A 17,567-nucleotide genomic window follows, 5' to 3' on the forward strand; every position below is an offset into this window, starting at 1 on the left:
GAATGCCTACATGGTAGTAATCGTAGATGATGAACCAGAAATGCGTGAACTTCTAGTAGAGATGTTGGACCGCGAGGATATAGAAGCCTTGGCCGTGGATCCTTCTAACTCTATGGAAGCAATAAGACGTCTCCAACCGGAAGTTGTTTTGCTCGATATAACTATGCCTTCTATAAGCGGCTACGATATCCTTGAAAACATTAGATCTGATCCTTTATTGTGTGATACTTTTGTCATTATGGTCACAGGTTTAGCTGGTATAGAAGAAGTTGCTGCAGGCTTAGAAAGAGGTGCAGATGATTACATAACAAAGCCTTTTTCCATGGAGGAGCTAGTTGTCCGAGTTCGACGAGGCTTCAGATAGTCTAAGGTTTTATGGGAAGAGTGAAGTAGAAAGTTGCCCCTTGGCCAGGAGTACTATCTACCCAGATTTTACCTCCGTGCTGTTCAACCAAAGATTTTGCTATCGCTAGACCAAGCCCTGTTCCTTTTGTTGCTGCTTGGGGATTCATGATCGGCTGGTAAAAGCGCTCAAAGATGCGATCCATGTCCTCTTCAGAGATACCTGGACCAGTATCGCTAACGCTGAAAAGCACGTGATCCCCCTGGTTTCTTACCCTAACGATCACCTTTCCCCCAGGAGGGGTAAACTTTATCGCATTACCTACGAGGTTAATCAGTACTTGTTCTACTCTTCTCCCATCTGCCTCGATTTTGGGAATCTTCTTGTCGGATAGGAAAGCTAATTCTATGTTTTGTTCCGCTGCTAATCCTGAGAGCTGAGAGACAACCTGTTTGGCTATGATCTCAGGTAATACTTTACTCTTGTGTAATGTAAAGGTCCCGGCATCCATCCTAGATAGATCCAAGATGTCGCTAACCAGTTGCACTAGATGTCTTGAGCTTGCCTGTATGTACTCAAGGAACTCTCTTTGTCTATCCGATAGAGGGCCGGTAGCGCCACTGAGTATGACGTTAGCAAATCCTAGTACGGAGTTAAGAGGGGTTCTGAGCTCATGAGAAACCATAGATATAAAGTTACTCTTAGCTCTATCAAGTTCTCTCTGCTCAGTGACATCTCTCATAGTAATAATTTTTTGGTTGTCATTGGGATTCTCTGGCTCGAGTTTTCTAACCTCCAACTCTCTAATGCCTATAGAAGTCTCAATTCTAATGATGCTAGGAGAATCTAGATTTAGAATCTCGTCTATTCCGACGTCACATATCTTATCGAGATCCTGCAGATGTTCGCCCAACTGATCTATTCCCAGCAGCTTTTTACCGGCAGGGTTTACCTGGATTAGCCTGTTATCTGAGAAGACGAGGATGGCATCTGAGCTAGCGTTGAATATGAGGTTTTTCTTCTCCGTTTCTAGCTCTATCCTATGAACTTGAAGGTATTTGTTAACCCATACATAGAGGTGCGGCAGTAGTAGTTCAACAACTTCTAACAACTCCATATATATCGGGCTAGATGCAGACACGCTATCGACCAGTACGTATATGGTCCCAATGCTGTCTTGAGAGGCATTTTTCTTAGATATGGGAAAAGACTTCAGGATGTTCCCAAGTACTTGGGCATCTTTAGCATCCGCTATGATCTTGGGTATATCTTCATTTTCAGGATAGTAAACTATTGTCTCTTGAGAAGGAATATTGATTGCAAGTGCTAAGTGTTCGCCGAATTCAACAAGCTTCTCATATAGTTTTACCAATAGTTGCTTTGGATCCGAGGCTTCGTTCAGAGCTAATACGATCTCGAGCAAACGAGATCGTAAGCAATGTTCTCTGTCCAAGTCCAGGAGCTTTTGTAGTATAGCCTCTAGGCTGTTAGGTGAGATTGGTAAAGAATTGGCTTTCTCACTGAGAAGCACTACATATTTGTCTTTGCCTAAAGTAACTAACATGTTACTTGTATTATCTATGACGTGTGCGCTCTTGATGGTGGGTGCCTTTTGCCTGGAGTGATAAAAGATATCCCTAGCAAGTTTATCCAGGTCTCGGTCTTGTATTTGACCTCTAAGCTCAGCTGGAACTCTTATTGAAATTCCTTCCTTGTTCCTCTCCATGATAGTAAACCCCTTGAATCCGAGGGTATTACATATCTGTAAAATCGTCTCATATACTTTCGTACCAGTATTGATTTCCACAACGTCTATGAAATATTCATGAATTATCTGGTTGTATTCATTGTTGTAGTTGTCACTATCTATGCACATATAAATCTCGGACAATTTAACAAGAGCTGTAGTTGTATACAACGCTTTGAGAGAAGTATATGAGCTAGCTAGGTTTGATGGGTATGTTACTTTAGTACTATATGTTTTGCCCCCTCCTGCATATTAGTCATTGATATTGTTAGCTAGATTTTGAGATTCTCTTCTGTTGCTAAGTGGTAACTCACTAGAAACTTAATATTCAATAGTTTTGTAGCAGAAGTGAGTTATAACTTTGTTAGCAAAGCTGCGATTTATTAGATAAAGATATTGCGCTCGTACATCTTAATACGGGAAAAAGCTCTTATACCGGAAAGATCTGTGAGAGGATTATTGGATCGTAGATGTAGATAGCTGTGATAACGAAGAAGGTCTTTGTTTGGCTCTATTAATTCCTGAAAAACGTCTGGAATAGGTGCTAGCTGAGTAGTCGCTTAAGCTAAGAACAAGTGGATGAGCTTGAAGCGCAGCAGCCTGTAGCTACCACATCTATCCAGTAGTGGTGCAACAATCATACTAGCTGTATTTGCTCTAATAGCTTCCCTATAGTAGCTGCCTGCTCCAAATCCAAGTACCTCGATCCTTCTACCACTTGCTCCTTCTATCTCGAATTTGAGATGTGAGAACTCGCTACCTACTAACTGAATATTATGCATCTGGACATCGCTTATACCAAACCTGGGCTCGGGATTCCCCTGACCAAATGGTGCCATCCTGCAAAGCAGGTTCGAGAGATCTTCATTTATGTCTTGGGGAGATACCTCTATATCCACCTCGGGTAGATCCTCAATAGCGCTAATGTTAGGTATCTCGGCATCTAAATGGTGGTGTACGTCCTGAAGATCCGATACTTTGCATGTGAATCCAGCAGCATGTGAGTGGCCCCCGAACTCTAGCATCAGGGAAGAGCAGTTGTTAAGAGGAATCATAATATCCTTGCCAGTGATTGATCGCACGCTTGCCCTGGCCTTATCTCCTGATATGCTAGCAACTATTACAGGTTTGCCGTACTCACGCACAAGTTGTGCAGCGATGATACCTAATAGTGCTGGTGACCAACCATCCTTAGCGACGGTGATTATATTACCGTTGAGGGCTGTGCCACTTTCTATCATCTCCCTAGCTTCAACTAGCATGCTATCGGTAGTTGCCTTCCGAAGTGCGTTTAGTTTTTCGAGGTGCATCGATATCTTGAAGGCGTCCAATGCGTCGTCTGTAAGTAGAAGCTTCAGGGCTACCTTTGCGTGAGACATTCTGCCTGCTGAGTTGAGCCTGGGAACTATCTTGAACGCTAGATCTGCTTCATTTACAAAAGAGGAGATTATGCCGCTTCGCTGAAAGAGAGCCCTCAATCCTACTAGCGGGACAGTTCGCATTGACTGTAGTCCCGCTTTCACCAATAACCGGTTCTCGCCAGTTAGGGGAGCAACGTCACCTATGGTACCAAGTGCTGCTAACTGTATCAGTGGATGAACCTTTATTCTTTTGCGAATAGGGCTTTTGTATACTATAGCTCTTAGAAAGGAATAAGCTACACCGGCGCCTGTATGCTCTCTATAAGGATAGTTTCCCGTCTGCCTAATCGGGTTTACTACTGGGACTGGGAAGTCTATTTCCGAGGTTGTGGTGTGATGGTCGGTAATGATTACTCTTAGCCCTAGAGATTTCGCGTACTCAACCTCTTCTACATTGCTAGCACCACAGTCTACCGTTACTAAGGTCTTACAGCCCTTTTCTGCAATCGTAGCAATAGCATCTTTGTTAAGCCCAAATCCTTCGTCAATTCTATGTGGTATATAAAACTTGGGTGTAACGCCGAGCTGCTTCAATCCCCTTCCTAGAATGGCACTAGCGGTCACACCATCGACATCATAGTCACCATATATCCAGATATCCTCATTATTGTTTATAGCTTTGAGGATTTCGAATGCAGCTTGCTCCGCATCGGGAAGTTCTAATGGGTTTCCAAGTAAGTCTCCAAGTTGGTAGAGGGGATTCTCAACGAAAAACAGATCCCGATCATGTACAGATACCAACCCCCTGCTCAGTAGCAGCCTCTCAGTTGCTGGCAGAGAGTTATCACCTGACCACTTCACTCGCCAATGCTTAGTAGTTGACTGTATAGACATACATTAGATGCTAGCAGACTTTTAGACTCGTTCCAAGCATGACTTCGAGTGTCCGAATTAGGTAACATAAATATTGTATGGAGTGATTGTATAAAGATGAAAGGTTTGCTAGGAGAGAGATGGCTACTGTAGTAGTTGCAATGAGCGGAGGTGTCGACAGCTCTGTCGCTGCAGCTATGCTGCGCGATCAGGGTTATGATGTTATCGGCGTTAACCTCCGTCTGTATTCAAAAGAGGACTCGCAGGCATACAGTTTGAACAAACAGTGCTGCACGCTGGATTCTATGAGAGATGCCGAGGCAGTGTGCAGGAAGTTAGGCATACCCTTTTATGCTCTCAATATGGAGAGGGAGTTTACAAGGGATGTAGTAGATTACTTCGTGAGTGAGTATCTGCAGGGTAAAACTCCTAACCCATGCTTAGCATGCAATGCTCATATTAAGTTTCACCATCTCTTTGAGAGGGCTATGGCCCTTGGAGCTGACTATATAGCTACCGGCCACTATGCGCGTCTTCGTAGAACTGAGAGCGGAGTTAAGCTCCTTACCGGGGTAGATGCAGCTAAGGATCAGAGCTATACCCTCTATATGCTCTCTCAAAGAGAGCTTGAGCGGACGCTTTTGCCCATTGGTGAACAGACTAAGGCTGAAACCAGGGAGTTGGCCAGGAAGTATGGGTTGGTAACGGCCAATAAGCCTGAGAGTCAAGATATATGCTTTATTCCTAGCGGAGATTACAGAGCATTTGTCAGGCGCTTAGCTCCCCATGCTGAGTCCCCCGGCCCAATAGTTGATACAAGTGGTCGGCAGCTGGGGGTCCACCACGGCGTGGCTTTCTATACTATTGGGCAGAGGAAAGGCTTGGGAATAACCGTAGGCAAGCCTATGTATGTTGTTAGACTTGACCCTGAAAAGAACATGGTGGTTGTGGGTACCAAAGAAGAGTTGAGTTCGCGTGAGATAAGGTTGTGCGATGTCAACTACATAGATGGTTCTCCGAGAACGGAAGCTTTTGAGTGTGAGGTGAAGCTCAGATATCGCGGTGCTAGTATCCCTGCCATCGTGCACCCAGAAGACGATAGGTCCGTAAGGGTGGAACTTTTGGGGCCGGGTAATGTGGCACCAGGTCAAGCTGTGGTATTCTATCAGGGTGAAGAGGTTCTGGGAGGGGGGAAGGCAACTTCCTGATTTTGTCTTGGCGTGAAGATTGCTACACGCCACATTTAGAGCCATTTTATGGTTATACTCTTCACTTAGGAAATCAAACACGGAGGGAATCTTTTGAAGAGAGCCTTTCTTGCTATAGGTATAGGTTTGCTTGTGTTGATTCTTATCATCGTCCTGATAGGAGTTATCTTTACCCCTACGCTAGCCCAGTGGAGAGATATCGTTATTATTGCATTGGGCTTCTTCCTATTACTTTGGGCCATACTCATGGTAGGTCTGACGATCGTCCTTATCGCATTATTTGCGCTTATTAGGGAAAAAATTGGCCCTATACTCGATAAGGCTAACTCGAGTGCTGAGACAGTAAGGGGTACCACCGCTTTTGTAGGAGAGAGGATAACCGCCCCACTTATCAAGGTGTCAGCAGCTGCTGCTGGAGCTAGGGCCGCAGTTCAGGCTTTTATGAGGAGAGGTAATGGCAAATAAGGAGAGTAAGAACCAGATAGTAATAATTAGAAAGGATCCAGAAAGTGGTTTGATCCCAGGGTTTATCTTGGGCTTACTGGCGGGAGTTATAGTGGGACTACTACAGGCACCTTCATCCGGAAGAGACCTTAGAGAAAAGCTATTGTCAAGAGTCAGGAGAGGGTAGATCCTTTCTCCTGACTCCACACCTAGACCGTCTAAGTTAAACTACTTTTATTGTCCCTACATATTCGGTCACTATTACCTCTATTATCTCCACGAGGAATTTAGTTTCAGATCTTGATAAGCATGTTTTGGATTAAGATATTCGTTTCTTCTCTACCATCGATATTTAAAGAGTTGCTGGACCTGGCATATTATTCTTTTAAGACTGGGGATAAGTCGACTGGCTTTTCTGCTCTGATGTGGCTGGGTACCACTATTGGTTCTTTCCTGTTCGTTCTCTATGCGCTTAGATGCTTACTTACAGGACGTCCTGTAAGTATCTACGGCTTGTTCTTGGTTGTAGCATTGCCCGTTTCTATGTGGCTTTTCTGTCAAATTGCTTACTTCTTAAGGTTGATGCTTGTTCGTCTCCTATCGGTTAGTGAGCCGGAGGAGCTTTCAGAGGAAACCTGGCTCTAGTCATAGCCACAAGTTGAAACTAGTGTAGAATTTCTTACGTCCTTTACTAGGATTACATACAAAGGGAGATCAGGGCAGCCACTCTTTTATGATGACTTCATCCGTAAGTACCGAAACGAGCCCGTCTAAAGAGCTCGAGATCAAATCCCAGTTAAGTAGATGGGAGCTGGCTCTCTATGTGCTTTTCACTCTAATTGCAGCTCTTACGAGATTCTGGGATCTGGGCAGTCGTGCCCTTCATCACGATGAGAGCCTGCATGCATATTTCTCGTGGTTGTACTATAAAGGTTTCGGCTATGTACATGATCCCATGATGCATGGCCCTTTCCTGTTTCATACCAACGCGATTGTATATACCCTGTTTGGCGATTCGGACTATACAGCTAGAATTGTCCCTGCACTATTTGGCACGATCTTGGTCCCTCTCCCGGTTATTCTCCGCGATCTAATCGGTAGAAGAACTGCTTTGTTAGCTTCTTTTCTGCTTCTGATATCCCCTGAGATGCTCTATTATTCGAGGTTTATACGTAACGATATTTACGGAGCACTCTGGGGATTATTGATGTTTGCAGGACTAATTAGATGGGTTGCATCCCGCAACCCTCTATGGATGCATATTGCATGGATAAGTTGGGTTTTCCTATTCTGCGCCAAAGAGATAAGTTTTATTATTATATTCATATTTGCTTCTTTTATCTATCTGTATCTTTTGCTGGTGCATAGTAAGAAGGCCCTGATCTGGAACTTAGCAGTCCCTATAGCATGGGTATTAACAATCAAAGTTCTTCCCGAAATGCTGAACTGGGCACCGCTGCCGGCTATACCTTTTGATCACCCCACTTTCTCTCAGTGCTTAGATTATGCTTTTGGAATGATATCCAGCCCCCAAGTGCAGCTATTCGCTTTGTTCTTGATAGTTTGGCTTGGGATCTTATTTGTGATATTGAGGAGAGATGGATTCTGGAAGAGTTTGGTTTATATCAGAAAAGGTTACGTTAGCGGCGATCCATTATCCGAAGCTATAGCATGTATGCCTCAACCTGGTAAGCAGCTTGCAGTAATGATTGGATCTTTCATGGTAATAGCAGTGCCTCTTTATACCAGCCTCTACACAAATGTGCTGGGCGGCTTGCTAAGTGGATCCTTTGGGCAGCTGTTCTATTGGCTAGCGCAGCACGAGGAACGCCGGGGTGGACAACCATGGTTCTATTACGCTGTAATGCAGCCTCTATATGAGCCTATTCCTACTCTCTTTGGGCTAATAGGAATACTTTATGGAGTGTTCTGGTTGGCTAGAAAGTTCTATAAGAAGGACTCCCACATTGACCTGCCTTTCTTCATTTATATGTTTCTCGTGTATTGGGCAATCATGAGCTTTGCAATCTATAGCTGGGCAGGTGAGAAGATGCCCTGGCTTTCTCTCCACATAGCCTTGCCTTTTCTCCTGTTAGCATCCTTGGTTATTTCCCGTGTTTTATCAAATACTGAAATTTTAGCTAATGAAAGGCAGATAGGAAGATTGCTGCTGCCGATCTCGGTACTGCTTATCATAGCTGCGTGGACTTTCATTCAGATGGCTAGCTGGACAAAGAGGGTGGTTGATGCTGCTAATCAGGTCTCAATTCCGGGTTATAACCCGAATATCATCGGTATATCACCTCTTTATATAGGTCTTGCAGCAGCAATAATAGTCTTGATTATATCCCTTTGGTTCTTGAGATTTCGAACAACGATGATGGTCTTAACTATTACCATACTAACGTTATGTGTCATCTACACTATCAGGTCTGCCATACAGGCTTCATATGTCTATAGTGACGTACCCAGAGAGATGCTTATATATGTCCAGACCACTCCTAGAGTCCCTAATCTAATCAAAGCGTTTGAGTATGTTTCTGAGAAGGTCAACGGCACACCCGAGAGTGCTAGTATTATCTACGATTCCGAGGTATCATGGCCATTCGTTTGGTATCTTAGGAACTTTCCAAATGCTAGCTATGAACCCCAGGGGCCGACTTCTGCTCCAAAGAACGCGCAATTCGTTATAGTAGGTGTTGCTAATCAAAACAAAGTTGAGCCTTACATGAAGGGCTATACCTCGTTTGTATATCCAATGCGTTGGTGGTTTCCAGAAAGCATGTACAGAGATCTAGCACCTGAAACGAGTGGTAAAGATTCATTTGTCCATCAGCTCGGTTCTATCACCAATAACCTATGGAATCTACGTGAGCCAGAGAGGCAAGCAAAGCTATGGCGCTACTACATATATCGAGAACCTGATGGCACTTTGGATTCTTTCGATATGGTAGTTTACGTTCGCAATGATTTGCTGCCTCTATTCAACCAGGGGAGAACGCAATAGGATGCGTTCTTTACTCAAGACTCTTAGGGGAGCCGGTCAATTTGCTCTTTCAAGTAGGTGTCTTCTTGTCTTAATACTAGCCTTTTCGTTTTTCTTAGCTTTACTGTTGCGTCTTACGGCCCTTATTAGGGTTTCCCTCTCGTCTTTTGAAATTCAATATGCTTTGGCAGCACTAAACCTGCTTAGAGAAGGGCAAGCAAGCAACATTTCGCTTGCTCCTGCTCAGGTCCAACTGCTGTCCCTATTGTTGTTTATCCTTGGGAAGTCGGATTACTCAGTCAGAGCCTTGAATTTGCTGCTTAGCTTAGTGGCTATTGGCTCGTTGACGACCTATCTCTACTCCTACCGCAAGTATAACTTTCTTACTTTGTCTTTCATACTTTCACTATCCCTGTTTCCATCTTGGGTAGCTCTAAGTTCTTTCGCGCTGCCTGAGGGCTCAGCTGTTTTTCTTACGCTCTCGCTTTTACCCTGGTTAATAAGCGCTAGGTCATTACTAGTTATGGTAGTTATGCTCTTTGTCGTTGGATTTATATTCGGCCTGGGTATTACTGGTATCTGTTTGAGTATTTTCCTCTTGGCTTTGGCTCTCTATCATACAAGGCGGTCAGGTTGGACGCACTTTGCGATAGCTTGCTTAGTTGTTTCTTGGTTATTAGGAGTAATTTTTACCCTAAGTTATGGATTTACAAGGCTTCCTGCCCTCAAATATGTCTTCGAGGGAGGGTATGTTTCTGATCCCTTGGACAGTCCGGTGAGGATACTTGTTTATATGATAACCTCTGCGCCTTTCTTAGTTTTGATCCTGGCTACATGTTTGTTAGCTTATCTGCGCCTCAAGCGTTATAGAGACTTGCATATAGATCTCTACATGTTTTTATCTCTATTGGCCATGCTGGTGCTAGGCGGCCTGCTAGTTCTACTGGTAGATTTCCCAATCTACATAATATTAATGCTATCTACGCTTGTTGGATGCTGGTTCTTTACATTGGCTCTAACTCGACTTCTGCAGGACAGGGATTTAATGGTGACTTTATTAGCAGTTTTCCTGTTTGTAGCTGCTATAACCTCTTTGACGCCTTGGTCGCATCGTGCTCTTACTCTAACGGGTGATGGCTATGCTGAGATGGGATTTACTACTCAGGTTGTATCATCGGCTTTTGATAGGGTCGTTAAAGTATCAAGAGAGATCTACCGACTAGATCGTACTGTTAGTGAACCTGAAGGCGGCAGAGCTATGACCGTCGGGGTATCACAAGAATTGGCCTACGAAGCTAGATGGTACCTAAGTGATCTGAGAAGAGTCAATGTTGGAAAGGTGGTGCCATCAGATGAGGCTTATCTCACAACAAGCTCAAGTTTGCTCCCAAGAAAAGGTTATGTTGTAGAGACTATTAGGGGTAATAGTTCGGGAAACCAGTATCCACAAAGCCTCCTGATAGCCTGGAGGCAGGATATCTGGAGACAAATCAGAAGTAGGTGATAAACACTAATGTCAGAGTTATCTGTGATGAATAAGAATTATAGATACCTGTTTTCTTGGAAAAGCTGGTTTACATTTTTAGTAAGCCTCGTTTTTCTGGGGCTAGCATTTAGGAGTGTAGATGTAAGGCATGTACTGTCAATACTAAGCAATACCCGCTATCCAGAGATCTTGGCGGCGATAGCTGTGTACTTCTTAGGAGTACTAATCAGAGTTTTCAGGTGGGGACTGCTATTGTCTCCGTATAAGAGATGCTCGATCAAAAATCTGTTTTCTTCACTTACCGTAGGATATATGGGCAATGATGTGTTACCTGCTAGGGCAGGGGAATTCGTAAGGGTTTACCTACTATCTAAATTTGAGGGTGTTTCCAAGAGTCTCTCGCTTGGAACAATACTTATTGAGAGGTTTATGGATGCCATCGTGATGCTGGCAATTGCTTTCGGTACCAGCTTCTTGGTATCAATGTCAAGAGACGCTAGCCATGTGATGTTGACCGTAGCATTGCTACTCTTGGTAGCAATGCTATTTTTGATCTCTCTTGCATATATGCCTTACAGCACCATCATATTCATTAGCCGCCTGTTCCCTATTAGGGGTTTTGACAGGATCGGGGAGATCTGTACAAGGTTCATATCAGGTGTGAAAATTCTTCGCAGTCCCAGGATAGTAGTCGGAGGACTCATTTTATCATCACTCTCATGGATGATCGAGGGGATAACTTACTGGCTGGTGGCAAAATCCATTGACTTTGATATTAGTTTTTCTTACGTATTACTAACTCTAGCTGTTGCGAATCTTTTCACTCTCATACCTGCAGCTCCAGGTTATATTGGTACCTTCGAGGCAGGGGTGTTGTTGGCATTAAGCTCGGTCTCCTTTCTTTCTAAAGAAGCTATACTGGGATATGCTTTTCTCCTGCATGTGGTCTTGGTAGTTCCGGTGATTCTAGTTGGTACCTTATTGTGGTTTCTGCTTGGTGTTAGGTTGAGTGTTGTATCTAGCCTCGCTACACGTAAAGATGCTGTTGTAGATCTTTCAGGAGGAGAATAAATTTGGACAACCCTTTACATGCCCTGATACTAGGTATTGTACAAGGGCTTACTGAGTTCATTCCTGTAAGTAGCTCTGCTCACCTAATCTTGGTACCTTGGATGTTGGGTTGGGGAGGGCCAGGTTTGGCCTTCAATGTAGCATTACAAGTAGGAACGTTAGTAGCTGTATTTATATATTTCTGGAAGGATCTTTTCGGAATAGCACACGGTAGTATCAGGAGCGTCATCTCCGGTTTTAAAAGGGACATAGAATCGGTAAGAATGTTGCTTTTGCTTGCGATCGGTTCTGTCCCTGCAGCAGTTATTGGCTACATTTTCGAAAACCCTATAGATAACTTTTTCCATTCTGGAACCAGAAGCACTACCAGCTTGTTAGCTATAGTAGCTGGTCTAGTCATTGTAGGATTGATCTTAATCTGGGCGGATTCGAGAGCCGACGGAAAGAAGCAGATTTGCCATGTGAGGATGAGTGACGCTTTTCTTATAGGTATTGCCCAGTCATTGGCCCTGATGCCTGGAGTATCTAGATCTGGCATTACTATTACAGCGGCTTTGCTACTGGGATTTGCCAGGTCGGATGCTGCCAGATTCTCCTTTCTGCTATCTGTACCGGTGATATTAGGGGCAGGCTTACTCGAATTTGCAAAACTTTTGGGAGAAGGTATACCGGAAGGGGAAATAATTACCTTTCTTATAGGGATGGCATCCTCTGCGGTTGTCGGCTATCTTAGTATTGCATTCTTGATCGACTACTTGAAAAAACACTCAATAAAGGTGTTTGCCTTCTATAGGATTGCGCTTGCTGCAGTTATATTGCTCCTTTTACTATTAGGAAGGTAAAAATATTTCCAGTAGGTTTATTAGCTAGGTAATGCAAAGAGATATACCAGAGGTAGTTATAAAAAGATTGCCAATTTACTATCGCTCCTTACAGCAGATGGCTCAGATGGGGAAAGATGTGGTTTCTTCTCAGGAGTTAGCCAAGTCTGCTGGTGTTACTGCTACTCAAGTTAGACGGGATCTTTCTTATTTTGGAGAATTCGGTAAGCAGGGGAAGGGATATAGCGTAGAACTGCTGTTATCCGAGCTCCGACGGATTTTGAACTTGGATAGGGATTGGGATGTGGTGTTAGTCGGTGCTGGTTCGCTCGGTAGGGCTGTTACTAGATATCCGAGGCTGGAGCAGCATGGCTTCCGTATCAGACATGTGTATGATCATAATCCCAATAGGATAAATACTAGGTTAAATGGCTTGGTAGTTGAGGACGTGAGCTTAATGCCTGAACAGATCTCTCGAGAGGGTATACGCATTGCCATAATTGCAGTGCCTCCATCATCCGCCCAGGAAGTAGCTGATGAGTTGGTGAGATCTGGGATAAAAGCTATTCTGAATTATGCACCGGCTACTATACAAGTGCCCGATGATGTTAGGGTTTATGATATAGATCCTGTAGCAGCGATGCAGAGTCTGACATACTACCTAGAACCCTATGAGTCGAGAAGGAAAAGAAAGCTATCGTCAGCTAGTGACAGGATCGATATAACTAGTTAGACCTAGCGCTAGCCTTGCGTCTGCTACAACAAAGAGACTACCACCTACAATTACCGCATCAACATCGTCCAAGCTTTTTGCTAAGTCTAGGGCTTCCTCCACGGTAGGTCTAACTTGATGCTTTATACCTAAATTGGAAGCAATTTGACTTAGTGTCTCCGGAGGTACAGCTCTTGGGTGGATAGATTTACATATTATCAGCTCCTCTTCTCTCAGCTGTTCTAACATACCATGAAAGTCGTGCCCAAACCCAGCCCCGAAGACATATATGCGTCTCTTATTTGACAACAATTCTTTGACTGTGTTCTTCAGCTTTCCTACCGATTCTGGGTTGTGAGCACCATCCAAGATTATCAGTGGTGTTCCGGGCACAACCTCGAACCTTCCAGGCCACTTCACGTTGCGCAAGCCTTCCATTAGGGTCGTGAGATTAATAGCTGGCGCGGCATCTTGTGACAGGAGCCATGCAGTGGTGATAGCTGTGAGCGCGTTATCTGTTTGGTATCTACCTATAAGGGGTATTGTGAAGCTTTGGCTATCTAGGGGCTGGTTATGTAGACACAGCTTCGTGTGCAAGGTGAAACTTTGGCTAGATAAGTCCTCAGTTTGTGTATTTCTAGCCTCCATTAATTCGTCTACTATAAGGGCCTGAGAGTGGTTATCAAGAGCCCTTTGCTTTAGGACTTCCATGGCTTCCTGGTACTGCGGAGCTATAACTACAGGAACTTGTGGTTTTATTATGCCGGCCTTTTCGGCTGCAATTTTGGCTAGTGTGTCTCCCAATACTTCAGTATGGTCAAGGCTTATAGCCGTTATAACCGAAACTTTAGGGATGATTACGTTGGTGGAATCTAACCTTCCACCAAGTCCTACCTCTATTACACCCCAGTCTATATCTTCCTCTTCAAAAAGTTTAAATGCTAGTGCTGTGGTGATCTCATAGGTGGTTACTTTTCTATCTTTTGCGAGCTCGTCAGCTGCAGGTTTTATTTCGTTAAGTACATTTACAAATGTGTCTTCATTGACGGGCTGAGCATTGATTTGATAACGCTCCCTGTGAGTATGTAGATGGGGAGATGTATATGTACCTACCTTATATCCTGATGATATAAGTACCGAAGAGATCATGGCGGAAGTTGACCCCTTGCCTTTGGTGCCTGCTATGTGTACTAGTTTTAGCTTTTCATGAGGATTTCCTACGGACTCAAGCAGGAGCCTAACGTTTTCTAAGTGCATTCCCTCAGGAGATCTAGGCTTGTTCCTCTCATAATCAGCAAAGCTATAAATATAACGGAGTGCATCTGCATATGAATTGATAGTCATAAACTGCTACCCTAACAACCTCTGATAAACTTCGATATAGCCAGATACCATCTGATCCGCAGAGAACCTTTGGTTGACCCATTCCCTGCACTTTTTTCTATCGATAAATTTAACCTTATCTATGGCCTCTATGGCTTCGTTTAAGGTGTTGACTACGAATCCTGTCTCTCCGTGCTTGACGACTTCAGGAACTGAGCCCCGGTTGTTACCTATTACTGGACAACCAGTTGCCATAGCTTCAGCCATGGTTAGTCCGAATGCCTCCTCGTATTCCACTAGGTGAAGTAAAGCGTAGGCTTTGTTCATGAGGCGGTTTCGGTTAACAGGGTCGACAGGTCCTATGTATATTATATTTCTGCCGTCTACGTAACGGCTGATCTCTTTTTCGTAATACTCCTCATTAGCTTTAGGTATTATGCCGGCTATAATTAATCTTCTTCCAGTAGCAAGCGAAACCTTTATAGCATTGTGAATTCCTTTATCAGGAGATAGTCTTCCAACAAATAACAGGTAATCCTCAGGAGTAGTTGGCTCTGGTGCTGAGGCTATGTCTATGCCGTTGTACACAGTTGATATATAGTTTAATTCGGGGCAGATCCTTCTTTCAGCGTTGGATATTGAAACATACGGATGATCTTTATATCTAGTATAGATAATCCTGCTGTCAGATTCAGCTGCTGATCCATGAAGCGTAGTCAACACAGGGATAGGAGAAAGCTTGGACAAGACTGTGCCATATACCCCTATATTGTTGTGGAGGATATCGAAGTTTTTAGCCTTTTCGTAAGCATTCACTATATGGAGAGTCTCATAAACCCTCGGAGGTAATGAACTGTCTTCTTCTAAAGGTCTTGGGACGATGCTCTCGAGTTTGGCGCTCGTTACCGAGTCAGCTGTGGCAAAGAGGGTTACATCATAACCTCGCTTAACTAGTCCCTCAACTAAGAGATAGGTCACGTTCTCCCAACCTCCATACTTTCTGGGAGGAATTCTCCAGGCAACAGGTCCTAGTATCCCTATGCGCACGTTTGCTAGTCACCTCCGTGAAGAAGATGATAACAAACTTTAACACTATCTAGTTAGGCATTGTCCTCGTTGCTAAGGTGTTATTGTACGCCTTGCCAAGTCTGAGGAGGCCTAACATGAGTAAGATACAAGTGAATACAGCTCAGATAGGGATTATAAGTGGAATAAGGCAAGATCAAACAGATTTTGCCTTGGAGGGTGGCAGGGATAGACCGAGTAGAATCTTGCGTTCGAGGGGTAAGCTTTGGATATTGACTCAGCCTGCTTGCCCTAGTGTTGGTGCAACTACGGCCGCCAAACTTGTAATGGAGACGGTCGAAGAGTCCTACTACACAAGTAACTCACCTACTATTACTGGTGCGCTCGAGGAAGCGATAAACCAGGCTAATAGGCTCATGTATGAGTACAACTCAGGAGCACCTATACATAAGCAAGCTTACCTCGGAATAAGCTGTATTGTGCTACATGACCAAGAGGTCTACATTGCGCAAGTTCAGCCAGCTGCTATTCTCGTTATACATGGTGGCGAAGTAAGCTTCTTTCCCCCTGATGGTCCTCTTCCGGAAGAAGAACTTACGCCTTTGGGACTTGAGCAGCGTGCTGAGGTTGAACTTCACAGAAGTGGTTTCATGCAAGGCGATACTGTGGTGGCACTTTCTACAGATCTGGCCTCCGCTTTGTATGAATCTGCTAAGGAAGAATTTTTATATGACGACTATGAAGTTATTATTGACAAATTGTTTGCGCTTTCTATCGAGAGATCTATATTGGATGGTCATGCCTTAGTAATCGAATTCCCAGATTCACCCAACAAAAGGCCCATATCATCTAATATTCCATCTTGGCAAAGTATATCTACTTGGGTGCAGAACAAACTAAAGATAGATGGTCATTTAGTTCACAAGGGTTCTAAAGATAAACATACTCCGAATACGGATGACCAGGGTTGGCCTATACCATTGGTGCGTATCAAGAGTTCTAATGGCTTTTGGACTAGTGCTGGAAGGATTCTAAAACACAGATTTCAGAGTCGAGCCCTAATTGCAAGAACAGCTTCTATCATTGGGATAGTACTAATATTTGCGCTAGCTATGGCGCTTGGTGCCCGAGCATTTGAGGGATTCCAGAGGGTTAACAAGGTTGAGAACCTATTGTCTAGGGCTCAGAAGGAAATTTCTGCCGCCCATAATACGTCGCTACAGGAAGCTGTACGACACCTTCAAAACGCTCAAAGCTTGGTAGCAGATGCTGAGAAGATAGATCCTTCCAGTACAAAGATAGCTGTTGTTCGCGCTGCTATACAGTCAAACTGGGAAAAGGTTCGTAAGATAGAGCATCTCAAGAATCTGAAATTATTGGGAACTGTGCCGGGACTAAGAACCTCTGCAGATGCCAAGATTATATTGCTTGACAATAAAGTTGTGGTCCTGAATAAAGATAGTGGTCGTGTCTATATCAAAAATATAACCGGAGGTGGGCCAGGGTTTATCTCTCCTTCGAGATCAGTAAGATTTATTGGGATCTCTTGGCGAGAAGGGGGGCTTCTTATTCTAGATAGAGCAGGTAGACTGTTTGATTATGATTTCACTTCAGGAAGATGGACTCAAACGCGTTTGGGAGGAAATTGGGATTGGGATAAGGTTACCGGCTTTGATACCTATGGGACTAGGGCGTATGTGTCCCTTAAGGGATTCAACGGGATTCTAGAATATGATATCCGTAATCCTGGTGCCGCCTCTATAATCAGGGGCAATAGGAAGGGTATTACATTCAGCTCATCCAGTCTTGGCGCCGATGGCAATGTGTGGGCTTTGAGTCCGAGGGATGGTAGCCTTATACAGATAACTGACGGTAAGATCAACAAGAAGCTCTGGATAGAAGCCAGCCCCCCTGTGACAGCACCTTTTGGTATCGTCGCCTTGGATACCAATCAGCATTTGTACTTTCTAGATGAGGGGCGAGATAGAATCTTGGAAATGTCTGCTGATGGCCAGCTGGTTGCTCAATTGATTCCGGATCTACCTGGTAGAGTAACTGGTAATATATCTGCAGTCTTTGTTGATGAAGCTAATGCAAAGTTGATTCTGCTTGCTGGCAATAAGCTATACTATGGCAAGCTGCCATCTAGTTAGAGCCCTAAAATTG

General features: G+C 44.0%; 14 protein-coding genes. 10 read left to right on the forward strand and 4 right to left on the reverse strand.

Annotated features, from left to right (window positions below):
* Positions 1-10: 10 nt before the first annotated feature.
* Positions 11-364, forward strand: a complete 354-nt coding sequence (locus tag TTER_RS05210) for a response regulator (RefSeq protein WP_012874981.1) — start codon at positions 11-13, stop codon at positions 362-364.
* Between the two features lies 1 nt (position 365).
* Here the strand turns inward: TTER_RS05210 and TTER_RS05215 are convergent, their stop codons facing one another.
* A complete protein-coding gene (locus TTER_RS05215) occupies positions 366-2,219 on the reverse strand; it encodes a sensor histidine kinase (RefSeq protein ID WP_012874982.1) in 1,854 nt (617 codons plus the stop codon).
* 431 nt (positions 2,220-2,650) lie between these two features.
* Entirely contained in the window at positions 2,651-4,345 is a 1,695-nt protein-coding gene (gene recJ / locus TTER_RS05220) for a single-stranded-DNA-specific exonuclease RecJ (protein WP_012874983.1), read from the reverse strand.
* A 119-nt stretch (positions 4,346-4,464) separates the two neighbouring features.
* Between recJ and mnmA the strand changes: the two genes are divergently transcribed.
* The 8 genes from mnmA to TTER_RS05260 all read left to right on the forward strand — a co-directional run bounded on the left by mnmA (position 4,465) and on the right by TTER_RS05260 (position 13,073).
* Complete coding sequence (mnmA, locus tag TTER_RS05225; RefSeq protein ID WP_012874984.1) at positions 4,465-5,532, forward strand: tRNA 2-thiouridine(34) synthase MnmA; 1,068 nt, start codon at positions 4,465-4,467, stop codon at positions 5,530-5,532.
* Positions 5,533-5,625: 93 nt separating this feature from the next.
* Positions 5,626-5,997: a hypothetical protein gene (locus TTER_RS05230; RefSeq protein WP_012874985.1), complete on the forward strand. Its 372-nt coding sequence runs from the start codon at positions 5,626-5,628 to the stop codon at positions 5,995-5,997.
* A complete protein-coding gene (locus TTER_RS15320) occupies positions 5,987-6,163 on the forward strand; it encodes a YtxH domain-containing protein (protein ID WP_012874986.1) in 177 nt (58 codons plus the stop codon). The genes TTER_RS05230 and TTER_RS15320 overlap by 11 nt, the downstream gene beginning before the upstream one ends.
* A 546-nt stretch (positions 6,164-6,709) precedes the next feature.
* Entirely contained in the window at positions 6,710-8,983 is a 2,274-nt protein-coding gene (locus TTER_RS05240) for a flippase activity-associated protein Agl23 (RefSeq protein WP_012874987.1), read from the forward strand.
* Between the two features lie 772 nt (positions 8,984-9,755).
* Positions 9,756-10,466 (forward strand): hypothetical protein, encoded by a 711-nt coding sequence (locus tag TTER_RS05245; protein WP_148211892.1) that lies wholly within the window; start codon positions 9,756-9,758, stop codon positions 10,464-10,466.
* A 9-nt stretch (positions 10,467-10,475) separates the two neighbouring features.
* Positions 10,476-11,519 (forward strand): lysylphosphatidylglycerol synthase transmembrane domain-containing protein, encoded by a 1,044-nt coding sequence (locus TTER_RS05250; RefSeq protein WP_041424371.1) that lies wholly within the window; start codon positions 10,476-10,478, stop codon positions 11,517-11,519.
* A 2-nt stretch (positions 11,520-11,521) separates the two neighbouring features.
* Positions 11,522-12,361 carry an undecaprenyl-diphosphatase UppP gene (uppP, locus tag TTER_RS05255; protein ID WP_012874990.1) on the forward strand — a complete coding sequence of 280 codons (840 nt, stop codon included), beginning with the start codon at positions 11,522-11,524 and terminating at the stop codon, positions 12,359-12,361.
* Positions 12,362-12,392: 31 nt separating this feature from the next.
* The gene (locus TTER_RS05260; protein WP_012874991.1) at positions 12,393-13,073 is read left to right on the forward strand and encodes a redox-sensing transcriptional repressor Rex; all 681 of its coding nucleotides are present in this window, start codon (positions 12,393-12,395) and stop codon (positions 13,071-13,073) included.
* Here the strand turns inward: TTER_RS05260 and TTER_RS05265 are convergent.
* Both TTER_RS05265 and TTER_RS05270 read right to left on the reverse strand, forming a co-directional pair.
* The gene (locus TTER_RS05265) at positions 13,041-14,396 is read right to left on the reverse strand and encodes a bifunctional folylpolyglutamate synthase/dihydrofolate synthase (protein WP_012874992.1); all 1,356 of its coding nucleotides are present in this window, start codon (positions 14,394-14,396) and stop codon (positions 13,041-13,043) included. The two genes, TTER_RS05260 and TTER_RS05265, sit on opposite strands and share 33 nt — an antisense overlap.
* Before the next feature lie 6 nt (positions 14,397-14,402).
* Positions 14,403-15,422 (reverse strand): glycosyltransferase family 4 protein, encoded by a 1,020-nt coding sequence (locus tag TTER_RS05270; RefSeq protein ID WP_012874993.1) that lies wholly within the window; start codon positions 15,420-15,422, stop codon positions 14,403-14,405.
* Positions 15,423-15,538: 116 nt separating this feature from the next.
* Between TTER_RS05270 and TTER_RS05275 the strand changes: the two genes are divergently transcribed.
* Positions 15,539-17,554 carry a hypothetical protein gene (locus tag TTER_RS05275; protein WP_012874994.1) on the forward strand — a complete coding sequence of 672 codons (2,016 nt, stop codon included), beginning with the start codon at positions 15,539-15,541 and terminating at the stop codon, positions 17,552-17,554.
* Positions 17,555-17,567 lie beyond the last annotated feature (13 nt).

Source organism: Thermobaculum terrenum ATCC BAA-798, from assembly GCF_000025005.1.
GTDB lineage: Bacteria > Chloroflexota > Chloroflexia > Thermobaculales > Thermobaculaceae > Thermobaculum > Thermobaculum terrenum.